The sequence below is a fragment of the Chromobacterium sp. W521 genome, assembly GCF_052805975.1.
The window spans coordinates 44,914-54,390 of the sequence record NZ_JBRBAF010000021.1 but is presented as its reverse complement, the minus strand read 5'-3'; the positions used below and the strand labels follow the sequence as shown (position 1 = coordinate 54,390).

General features: G+C 59.6%; 10 protein-coding genes. 6 read left to right on the top strand and 4 right to left on the bottom strand.

Annotated elements, in window-relative coordinates; all coding sequences use genetic code 11:
- The 5 genes from ACUXV1_RS22310 to ACUXV1_RS22290 form a co-directional block, all read left to right on the top strand.
- Window positions 1–1,111 (top strand): DUF2345 domain-containing protein (locus ACUXV1_RS22310; protein ID WP_446016589.1); only part of this gene is annotated, 1,111 nt, incomplete at its 5' end.
- Between the two features lie 5 nt (window positions 1,112–1,116).
- Window positions 1,117–2,124 carry a DUF2515 family protein gene (locus ACUXV1_RS22305; RefSeq protein WP_446016591.1) on the top strand — a complete coding sequence of 336 codons (1,008 nt, stop codon included), beginning with the start codon at window positions 1,117–1,119 and terminating at the stop codon, window positions 2,122–2,124.
- Window positions 2,090–3,025 (top strand): hypothetical protein, encoded by a 936-nt coding sequence (locus ACUXV1_RS22300; protein WP_446016593.1) that lies wholly within the window; start codon window positions 2,090–2,092, stop codon window positions 3,023–3,025. Before ACUXV1_RS22305 ends, ACUXV1_RS22300 begins: the two co-directional genes overlap by 35 nt.
- Before the next feature lie 185 nt (window positions 3,026–3,210).
- Window positions 3,211–4,398 carry a WD40/YVTN/BNR-like repeat-containing protein gene (locus tag ACUXV1_RS22295; RefSeq protein WP_446016595.1) on the top strand — a complete coding sequence of 396 codons (1,188 nt, stop codon included), beginning with the start codon at window positions 3,211–3,213 and terminating at the stop codon, window positions 4,396–4,398.
- 124 nt (window positions 4,399–4,522) lie between these two features.
- Window positions 4,523–5,317 (top strand): N-acetylmuramoyl-L-alanine amidase, encoded by a 795-nt coding sequence (locus tag ACUXV1_RS22290; RefSeq protein ID WP_446016597.1) that lies wholly within the window; start codon window positions 4,523–4,525, stop codon window positions 5,315–5,317.
- Between the two features lie 201 nt (window positions 5,318–5,518).
- Here ACUXV1_RS22290 and ACUXV1_RS22285 read toward each other — a convergent pair whose 3' ends face one another.
- Window positions 5,519–6,253, bottom strand: a complete 735-nt coding sequence (locus ACUXV1_RS22285) for a glycoside hydrolase family 16 protein (protein WP_194427214.1) — start codon at window positions 6,251–6,253, stop codon at window positions 5,519–5,521.
- Between the two features lie 245 nt (window positions 6,254–6,498).
- On the opposite strand from ACUXV1_RS22285, the gene ACUXV1_RS22280 reads away from it, so the two are divergent.
- Entirely contained in the window at window positions 6,499–7,116 is a 618-nt protein-coding gene (locus tag ACUXV1_RS22280; protein WP_446016599.1) for a VTT domain-containing protein, read from the top strand.
- 7 nt (window positions 7,117–7,123) lie between these two features.
- Here the strand turns inward: ACUXV1_RS22280 and dsbG (ACUXV1_RS22275) are convergent, their stop codons facing one another.
- The 3 genes from dsbG (ACUXV1_RS22275) to dsbG (ACUXV1_RS22265) form a co-directional block, all read right to left on the bottom strand.
- Entirely contained in the window at window positions 7,124–7,873 is a 750-nt protein-coding gene (gene dsbG, locus ACUXV1_RS22275; RefSeq protein WP_446016600.1) for a thiol:disulfide interchange protein DsbG, read from the bottom strand.
- A 7-nt stretch (window positions 7,874–7,880) separates the two neighbouring features.
- Window positions 7,881–8,594: a redoxin family protein gene (locus ACUXV1_RS22270; protein WP_446016601.1), complete on the bottom strand. Its 714-nt coding sequence runs from the start codon at window positions 8,592–8,594 to the stop codon at window positions 7,881–7,883.
- Between the two features lie 118 nt (window positions 8,595–8,712).
- Window positions 8,713–9,462, bottom strand: coding sequence for a thiol:disulfide interchange protein DsbG (gene dsbG, locus ACUXV1_RS22265; RefSeq protein WP_446016602.1), 750 nt, complete (start codon window positions 9,460–9,462; stop codon window positions 8,713–8,715).
- Between the last annotated feature and the right edge of the window lie 15 nt (window positions 9,463–9,477).

Here is a 9,477-nt window from a genome sequence, read left to right as displayed (position 1 = left end):
ACTATCGAGCGAACCGGGCAAGACCCAGCTCAACCAGGGCTTCCTCACCCACCCGCGCAGCAACGGCAAAGCCGAGCCGCGCGGCGACGGCTTCGAACTCAGAACCGACAGCCACGGCGCCATCCGCGCCGGCCACGGCCTGCTGTTGAGCACCGAAGCGCAGAACGGCGCTTCCGGCAAACAGCTGGCGCGTGAACAGGCGCAAAGCCAGCTGGACGCGGCTTTGGGCCTGAGCCAAAGCCTGGCCGACACCGCCACTGGCCAGCAGGCGGACACCATGGAAACCGGGCCGGAAGAAATCGGCGCGGACAACGCTAAGGCCGCCAAGAAAACCGAAGGCCACCTGCAACACCAGGCCGCCGCCCTGAAAGCCTGGGAAGCCGGCTCCAACACCGACAAAGACGGCAAAACCGCGAAAGACCAGGCCGGCCAGCAGCCGCTGATCGTGCTGTCCGCCCCCGCCGGCATCGCCAGCCTGAGCCAGCAAAGCCAGACCGTGGCGGCGGGCACCAACCTGGACCTGGTAGCGCAGCGCGATACCAACCAGACCAGCGGCCGGCGCTGGATTCACAATGTGGGCCAGCACATCAGCCTGTTCGTCACCGGCCTGCAAGACAAGATTTCGCTGAAGCTGATCGCCGCCAAGGGCAAGGTGCAGGTTCAAGCACAGAGCGACAGCGTCGAGGTCACCGCGGACAAGGACGTGACGGTGACTTCCTGCAAGGAAAGAATCACGGTAGCGGCCAAGCAGGAAATTCTGCTCAACGTCAGCGGCGGCGCTTACATCCGCATCGCCGGCGGCAATATCGAACTGCATTGCCCCGGCAAGGTATCGGTGAAGGGGGCCAGCCATCAGATGAGCGGGCCGGCGAGCATTGGGGTCAATATGAAGGGATTTCCAAGTGCAGACTTATATGATGAGAGATTTCAGGTTCTTGGGCCCGATGGCAAGCCACTCAAGGGAATTACACTTGCAATTCATGATGGCAAGAATCAATTGCTTCATCAAATTAAACCAGATGGCAGTAATCAGCGTATTCATACTAGCTCTGCCACACCATTAGAAGCTCAAATGGTTTGGAGCGAAATTCTTCCCTTAGATGAAAAATAATTGCCATGGCGACTGATACTTTACGCAAGACAGCCACGACTAATACTCAAGATGGTTCCGTGTGCAAAATTGAAGCTGGTTGTGACACAATGTGGTCATTGGCACAGCAGTTCGCCTATGATCGCCTGTCTAGGAGAGAGCAAGGTTACACTTTTAGACCTGTGCGGGCTCTAATGGCAGATTATGCGCAAAGGGCTAGAGTAATTTCAGCGACTTATTCCCGATTTTACCTAGAGCTAGAAGATTATGGTGACCCTAAAAAAAAGGGGCGTTATTATTGGATGGCGCTGGGTGCTTTTGCTAGTAAAACAGTGGCATGTACTTTGGATTTAATTCGAGTGGATGCTGGGAAGCTTATGCCGAAGCTTGGTGAAAACTGGGATTTTGGCTATGTGAGAGATGGGTTGGGGAAAGGGAATTTCTGGCTTTTTCAAGATATCGCTCCTACTCATTGGTATCATAGTTATAGTGCTGCTACTTTTGAAGATTGTTTGAGTGCAAGAGGGAGGGATGGCTGCCATAAGCAAGTGTTAGATAATTTGAAGCGCTTCCCTTGGGCAGAAACAGCATTGCCGACATTAAATTATCTTAAGCTCTCATCTTATATAATAGAATCTTTCAAAACCGTAAAGGCTATCGAAAATAGTAGTAAGGGAACTCAGCGAGAAAAATTGCAGTTAGATCATTTGTTGAAAGTGGCAGAGCATGAACAGCAAATTGTTTTACAGCCATTGATGTATGAGGATGATAAATTCGCAAAATGGGTGCAACGGCAAAGAGGTTGGATGAGCTGGTTTTCTCCTGATTTAGAGTTGATTTTTACACATGAATGCAAAACTTCAGATAAAAGTATGAAGTCGTCTGCCCCAGAAGAAACAGTCTTAGAAGACTATAATAGTCGAATGACTTGGATTCGTAGCGCAGCGAATGATTTCCATGAGTTGATGAAACGCAAGAAACCATTTATGGAAAAAGAGCTTGCAACTATGGCTGCATGGCATGTTTCAAACTAGTCATCTAAACGGTGTGGTTGTGAAAAAAATCATTCTACTTACAGTCTTGATTGGGTGTGCCGTAGTTGCTGCATGTGCCTATCTTTCTGAAGGAAAAGAAAAAGAGAAGGGAAAAATGGATTATCCTGAAAAAATATCAATAGCCTTGAATCAAGGTGGAGTAGACTGGAAAAATAAATATGGTGATATTGTGCATGTCAATGCACAACCAGCAGGGGTTAATTTTTATAAAATTCAGCCCTTGTGCACCAAGCAATCCATAGTTGTACGTTTAGAGCATGGTAGCCATAGTCTGGAAATTCCACGGGTGCTCAGTGTGACTGGCACACAGGATATGGATAAAAAAGAAGGCATCGATAGCATACAGCTAAGCGCAGGCTTGTCCTCTCAGTCCTCGATAGAGCATGATGTGGCAAGACGTTATGTATGGAATTTGGTCAAATCGATTCGCGCTGCAGGTTGGCAGAAGTATATCGAAGAGACGGACCCGCGTTTGAGTGGCAAAGCAGCTTATGAGTACGCTGTGCAGAAGCATGGGGCATTAGACCCTGACTATGAGTTGTCATTGACGGAGTGGATGACAATGCCGGCTAGGACCCGCTGGAGCTTCTATGCAAAGGATGCCTTTCTTAGTTTGGAGTTTGACAGGGATATGCAGCGCATGGACCCTGCCAAGCCTGGCGCTTATTTGTTGAACGTCAGCATAAGCAGTGCTGAGCAGCAATTCAGCTCAAATTTTGAATTTGAAGAGCGTGATCATTGGCGTAGTTTATGGGATGCGGCTGCACGGAAATGGAAGCAGGAACGCAATATAAAAGAAGCTCAGTTGCGTGCTCAGGGTGTGGCTATTGATATCGGTTATCAAGATCCGCCTTTACCGGCAGAGCCTGTTGGGAAGTAGCGCTAGCATAAGTTCTATGGCTTGAACATGTAGCCACTGGATTTGACTGTGGCTGTGTTTTAAAGAGAGACGATGGCAAGGTGACGAGGCGTGCGGTATCTCTCAGTGTGGCTATTGTGGTCCTGGCCATTGCCGGAGCTAACTTGTATCGGGTTGCTTTCCTCTGGACGCATCAACTTGAGTTGATGGAACAAGACAAGCCGTATGGCGGCGGCGATCTGCGTGTCCATGGCCGGCAACTCTTCATCTTCAAGCCGATTGGCCCCGAGATCAAGCTCAAGCCGGTGGCCGAGCGTAGCCGGCCCGGGGTGCCGGGGGTGCAGGAGCCCTGGATGAACGACGTCAAGGAGGTTAGCAACCGCTCCACGGTCAGGCTGCTGCGCGGTGATATGGAACACGGAGTCAAGCGCATTTTCGAGCAGCGCGGGCAGAATGGAGCCTGGTGGTTGTCCGCCGATTGGAAAACCATCTATGTCTCCACGGACTGGATGAATTTCAAGCTGCCGGCGGGAGCTGACGGCTATGGTCAAAGCTGGCACGCTTTGTGGAAGTCCGAGGATGGTGGTGTCAACTGGAGGCAGTTGCCATGGCCGGAACGCATCCAGCCTGGCCAGCCGCTGTTCTTGAACGACGGTAAACGTGGCTATCTGGTGGCGGAAGGGATGCGCATTTGGCGCACCCGCGACGGCGGCGAGCACTGGGAGGCCTTGCCGATGCCGTCCTGGGCCAATCAGCGGCTGATGGCCAATCCGGACGGCAATGGCTTGTCGCCCATGGTGCCGGACACCCGTGCCCGCTTTGACGCGTTCGACCTGGCGGAGGATGGCACCTTGCGTCTGTCGTTCTATGTGCGGCAGACTCGCTTGGGCGGCAGCTTCGGCACGGTGGAGGAAAGCGCCTTGTTGTATAGCTTGCCTTGGGATGTCAAGGCGGAGGATCTGCCGTTGAAATGGATGCGCCCGGAGGCGGTGTTCAAGCAGCAGTCCATCGTCGACATCAAGCCGGCCATGGGCGGCGGCTTGCATTTGATTGCCTTGCAAGGTCAGTTGCAGCCGGAGACGGTGGCGGAGGAACAATTGCGGCCGGCGGCCTATGTGTTGTGGAAACAGGGCGAGGAGGTGCTGCGCCATGGCTTCGAGCCGCATGTGATTCCCGGCGCCTTGTTTGTCGGCAAACAGAATCAGCTGGTGCTGGCGGGAGACAGCCAGCAGCCAGGCCAGGCGATGCGGGATTCGATCACCTTGACCAGCACCGATGGAGGCCGCAAATGGAGTGAAACCAATGACGGTTCCGCGTTTGCCTGGTTCTATGAGGCGGAGAGCAATCGTATCTGGAAATACCAGACACATTCGTTGTATTGGCGTAGCTTGTAGCCGTGAAGGCCGGGGGTGACACCCGTCACCCCCGCCGAACCCCTGCGCCCGGGAGGACTCAGACTCTATGTGCCGGCTGTCTGGCCGGCCGCATCCCTTCCCATTCCCCTCCTGGAGATTCTTCATGACGCCCATCCTGTTCAATACTTATCGCTCGGTCCAAGGCTTCAACAAACGCGTCCGTTTCCTGATCCTGCATTACACCGCGCTGGACTTCGCCGGTTCCATCAAGGCGCTGACCGGCTCCGGCCAGGTGAGCGCGCATTATCTGGCGCCGGACCCCAGCGACCCCAGCTATCAGCAGGCCGGCTTCAAGCAGATGAATCTGTTCAATCTGGTGGACGAGAACGACCGCGCCTGGCACGCCGGCGCCAGTTCCTGGGACGGCCGCAGCAATCTGAACGATTCGTCCATCGGCGTGGAAATCGTCAATCTGGCGCGGGAGGACAAGGGCGGCATGGTGTTTCCGCCTTTTCACCCGCAGCAAGTGGAGGCGGTGACGGAATTGGCGCGGAACATTCTGGCGCGCTATCCGGACATCAGCCCGGTGAACGTGCTGGGCCATTCCGACATCGCCGTGGGCCGCAAGAGCGATCCGGGGCCGATGTTCCCGTGGCTGGAGCTGCACCAGGCCGGGGTGGGCGCGTGGCCGGAGGCGGAGACGCAGTGCAAGTACGCCCGGCAGTTCCAGCAGCAGGGTTTGCCCAGCCGGGAGAAGATGCTAGAGGCGTTCAAGCATTACGGCTACGAGGTGGCGGCGGCGGGCGGCGACGCCGGCTTTACCGCCCTGGTGCGCGCCTTCCAGATGCATTTCCGCGCCAGCGATTACCGCGGGGTGATGGACGTGGAAACCGCGGCCATCCTGTTTGCCTTGCTGGAGCGTTATTGGCCAAAGCGCCTGGCCTTGATCAAGCTTTGACGCGTCTTGTACTCCGCGGCTAACAAACCCCTGATGCTGCGTTGCGCCGACTTGTCGTACTCCAAGTACTGCAGCTTCGCAGAAACTTCGTTTTCTGCGTCGGCGAGCCTTGCCTCAGCCGTGAAACTGACAATTTTAGCCGCTCTCAGTGCGAAACCCGGCCGGCAGGCCGGGTTTTTCATTTCCGCTCTCGCTGTACGGCTATTTTGCGGCGGCTGGGATGAAGGAGAACTCCTGGATCACGATTTCCACTTCCTTGCCGTCCTTGGGCGGCCGTCCCTGGAACAGCCACAGATTGATGTGTGGCGGCAGCGGCTGTTGCGGCACCAGGCGCTTGGGGTCTGTCGGGGCGAAGTTCCAGCGCGCCATTTCATACAGGTCGCCGTCCTGGTGGCCGTGCAGCGATTGGTAGAGCACCCGGCTGGCGTCCCAGTTGAAGCGATGGGTGCTGTAGTCGCCGTTGAGGTGCGGTTCAAAGGCGTAGGAGGTGGGCTTGGGGCCGGGCACGGCCGGGTAGACGGTATAGTTGCCCATCGGGTTTTGCCGGTTGCCCCAGCGGGCGAATTCGATGTCGATTTCATTGGTGGCGTCCGGGCCCACGTCCGGCGTCGGGTAGTTGAACAGGCCCAGCACGATGTTGTCGTCGAACAGGTCCGGCCGGCCTATCAGCTTGAACTGGTAGCGGCCAAAGCCCAGCCGTTGCGGCAGGTAGACTTCGGCGCTGCTCCACTTGCCGCCGCGTTGGGCGATCTTGAGGTGGAGCCGGCCTTGGGCGTCCACCCAGGCATTGTTTTCGTCCCAGTCGTTGGGGCCGGGGCCGCTTTGGCTTTGGTTGCGGACTTCCCAGGCATAGCCGGAGAAATTCAGGGCCTTGGCCTGAGCCAGGCCGGAAACGGCCAGGACGGCGGCGATGAACAAATAGCGGACACGTAGCATGGTCTTCCTTTGGCGGTGGCCTGGGCGCAGCCAGGCGGTGGAGGGACTGTCTGCCTGGAATATAATGCCAAATGACTTTCTGTTGGGTGAACAAAGGAACAGGCGTCGGCGATGGCCGAATGCTCGCGTCTGAACCATTGGCCCGCCGGCGCGGTCAAGTTTTAGGTAGCGTCAAGCCAAGGCTCTGCGGGCGCTGGTCTGGCGGCGGTGGCTTTCATCATGCGAGGAGTGCGATTGTGTTGACCATGGGGTTTCTGAGCTGGTTGTTCGGGGATGAGAATCTGATGTCCTTGCTGGCGCAGAACTGGGTGATGGGGGTGTGGATCGTGGCCGCCATCGTGTTTTGCGAAACCGGCCTGGTGGTCCTGCCCTTCCTGCCCGGCGACGGGCTCTTGTTCGCCACCGGCGCCTTGTTGGGCGCGCAGGGCGTGTCGCCGTGGTGGCCCATGGGGCTGATCACGCTGGCCGCCATCCTGGGGGATTTGCTGAATTACAGCATAGGCCGCTCCGCGCTGGGACAGACGCTGATCCGCCGCGGCTGGGTCAAGCCGCAGCATCTGGCCAAGACCCAAACCTTTTTCGACCGCTACGGCGCGCCCACCATCACCATCGGCCGTTTCGTGCCTGTCGTGCGTACAGTGGCGCCGTTCCTGGCCGGGTTGACCGGCATGTGCCCGCGACGCTTCGCCTGCTACAACGTGCTGGGCGCGTTGATCTGGTGCGGCGGGCTGGTGTCCATGGGCTACTGGCTGGGGGCGATCCCCTGGGTGCAGGACAATATGCTGTGGCTGGTGCTGGGCATGGTGGCGCTGCTCTTGCTGCCGCCGCTGTGGCAGTGGCGGCGTAGCCGCCGGAACGGCTGAGCCGAGCTCAGCGCGGCCCTAGCAGTTTTTGCAGCGTGGCCGCCGTGGGCGCGCCCTGCACTTTTTGCAGCTGGCCCTGAGCGTCGCGGTAGAAGGAGGCCGGGGTGGCGAACACGCCGAAGCGCTCCATCAACTGTTGGTTGGCCGCCAGTTTGGCGCTGACGGCGGCCGGGGGTTTGGCCAGCGGTTGGATTGAAGCGCCGGCCTCGTGGCGCGCCAGCGCGGCGGCCGGGTCCGGCGCGGCCAGCAGGGCGGCGGCCTTGGCCGGGCTGTCTTCGGCCAGCAGGCCCACCAGGATGTGGCGGATCTGGACCTTGCCGGCCTGGACCCAGGGCCGGGCGGCGCGCCAGAGCTGTCGGCAGTAGGGACAGTTGGGATCGGTGAAGGTGTAGATCACGCGTTGGGCGCCGGTCTTCCCGTCGGCTATCCAGTGGCTGGTTTCCAATTGCCGCCACAGCGCGGCGCTGAATTGCCGGTCCAGCAGCTCGGAGTTCCATTTTTCGCCGTTGGCGTCGGTGGCATTGCCGACGATGGCCTGCTGGCCGTCCGCGGTCAGGTAGACGGCCTGCGGCCGGCCCAGGTAGAGCGAGGCGTAGCCGGTGAGCCCGGACGGGCCGGGGAAGCTGCCGAGGATTTCATAGCCCTGAGCCTCCAACGCCTGGATGGGCGCCGGCCAGGGCTGGGCGTGGGCGGGGAGGGCGTGCAGGCTGAGCCAGAGCGCCAGCGGCGCCAGGCGGAGAACGAGCGGGGTGGTCATGGCGCGTTTATTCCTTGGAGTTTGAGCGGGCGAGCGTTTGCAGTTTGCTGGCCAGGGTGGCTGCGGATAGTTCGCCCAGATGGACGGAGGCCAGACGCCCGTCGGCGTCGAAAAACAGCGTGGTGGGCAGCGCCACGGAGCCGTACTCCCGGCCCAGAGCGCCGGCGGAGTCCAGCAGCACGTGCTGAAGCCGCAGCGGCTGTTTGCGGAAGAAATCGCGGACCGCGACTTCATCCTCTCCCTGGTTGGCGAAGATGAAGCGCACGTCTGGCCTTTGCTGCTGGGCGTCTTGCAGCAGCGGCATTTCCCTCCTGCAGGGCGGACACCAACTGGCCCAGAGATTGAGCACCACCGGTTTACCGCTGGCCAGGGCCGGCAGCGAGGCGGGCGGGCCGTCCAACTGGCGCAGTTCCGGCCGGCGCCAGCCGCGCCAAGCGGCCAGGGCGAGCGCGGCGGCGATGCCGGCCCAGGGCAGAAAGCTGCCGTCGCGCAGGTCCAGCATCGTCAGTGGCTGGTGGGAGTACAGCGAAAACCAATACAGGACGAAACCGACGCGCGCGGCGACGAAGCCCCACAACAGCATGTCGTTGAGGTGGGCGGCCACGCTGACGCGGCGGCCTCGGCCGGCGAGCAGGCCGGCGCCGTGGGCGGCCAGCCAGGCGGCGACGACGATGGTCAGGCTGATGGGAATGGCCAGCGGGCCAAGGTGGAAAGAAAGCATGGTTCAGTCCTGTGCCGCGCGGGGCGGCATGGCGGCGGCTGTTTTTTTAATCGTTTGAATAGACTGGGTTCTTTCCAAAAAATTCAGCGAGCCGCGTGGGTTTGGCGTCAAGCCGGCGTCAATGCGGGCCAAGAATGCGGCGCAGCAGTTCGGGGTTGGGCGCGCCCTGGGTTTTTTGCAGGGCGCCCTTGGCGTCGGCATAGAAGATCACCGGGGTGGCGAACACGCCAAAGCGTTCCATCAGTTTATGGTTGGCTTCCAGTTTGGCGCGAGTCTCGGCCGGCGGCTTGGCCAGCGGTTTGACGCCGCCGCTGGCGTGTTGCCGCTCATGGCGGTTCAGCGCGGCGGCTGGGTCGGCGTCGGTCAGGATGGCGGCGGCCTTGCCCGGGCTATCCGCCTTGATCACGCCCACCAGGATATGGCGGATTTGAACCTTGCCGGCTTGCACCCAGGGGCGCGCGTCATTCCAGAAGCGGTTGCAGTAGGGGCAATTGGGGTCGGTGAAGACATAGACGATGCGCGGGGCGCGGGCGTCGCCGTCGGCGACCCAGTGGCTGTTTTCCAGCTGCCGCCACAGGACTTGGCTGAATTGCCGTTCCAGCTGCGGGGCGTTCCAAGGCTCGCCGTTGACGTCGCTGAGCTGGCCGACGATGGCCTGCTTGCGGTCCTGAGTCAGGTAGACGGTTTGCGGCTGCCCCAGATAAAGAGCGGAGTAGCCGCTGAGGCCGCTTGGCGCGGGGAAATGGCTCAGGATTTGATAGCCTTGGCGCTCCAGCGCCTGGATGGGCGCGGGCTTGGCCGGCGCGGCCAGGGCGTGGGCGGGCAGGCTCAAGGCCAGCAGCAGCGGCGGAATCATTCTGAAAAACATTGATAGTCCTTTGCG

Coding starts and splice junctions, on each gene's coding strand:
- ACUXV1_RS22305 (WP_446016591.1), top strand. CDS start 1,117: ATGGCGACTGATACTTTACGCAAGACAGCCACGACTAATACTCAAGAT.
- dsbG (WP_446016600.1), bottom strand. CDS start 7,873: ATGACCACCCCGCTCGTTCTCCGCCTGGCGCCGCTGGCGCTCTGGCTC.
- ACUXV1_RS22290 (WP_446016597.1), top strand. CDS start 4,523: ATGACGCCCATCCTGTTCAATACTTATCGCTCGGTCCAAGGCTTCAAC.
- ACUXV1_RS22270 (WP_446016601.1), bottom strand. CDS start 8,594: ATGCTTTCTTTCCACCTTGGCCCGCTGGCCATTCCCATCAGCCTGACC.
- ACUXV1_RS22295 (WP_446016595.1), top strand. CDS start 3,211: ATGGAACAAGACAAGCCGTATGGCGGCGGCGATCTGCGTGTCCATGGC.
- ACUXV1_RS22280 (WP_446016599.1), top strand. CDS start 6,499: ATGGGGTTTCTGAGCTGGTTGTTCGGGGATGAGAATCTGATGTCCTTG.
- ACUXV1_RS22285 (WP_194427214.1), bottom strand. CDS start 6,253: ATGCTACGTGTCCGCTATTTGTTCATCGCCGCCGTCCTGGCCGTTTCC.
- dsbG (WP_446016602.1), bottom strand. CDS start 9,462: ATGTTTTTCAGAATGATTCCGCCGCTGCTGCTGGCCTTGAGCCTGCCC.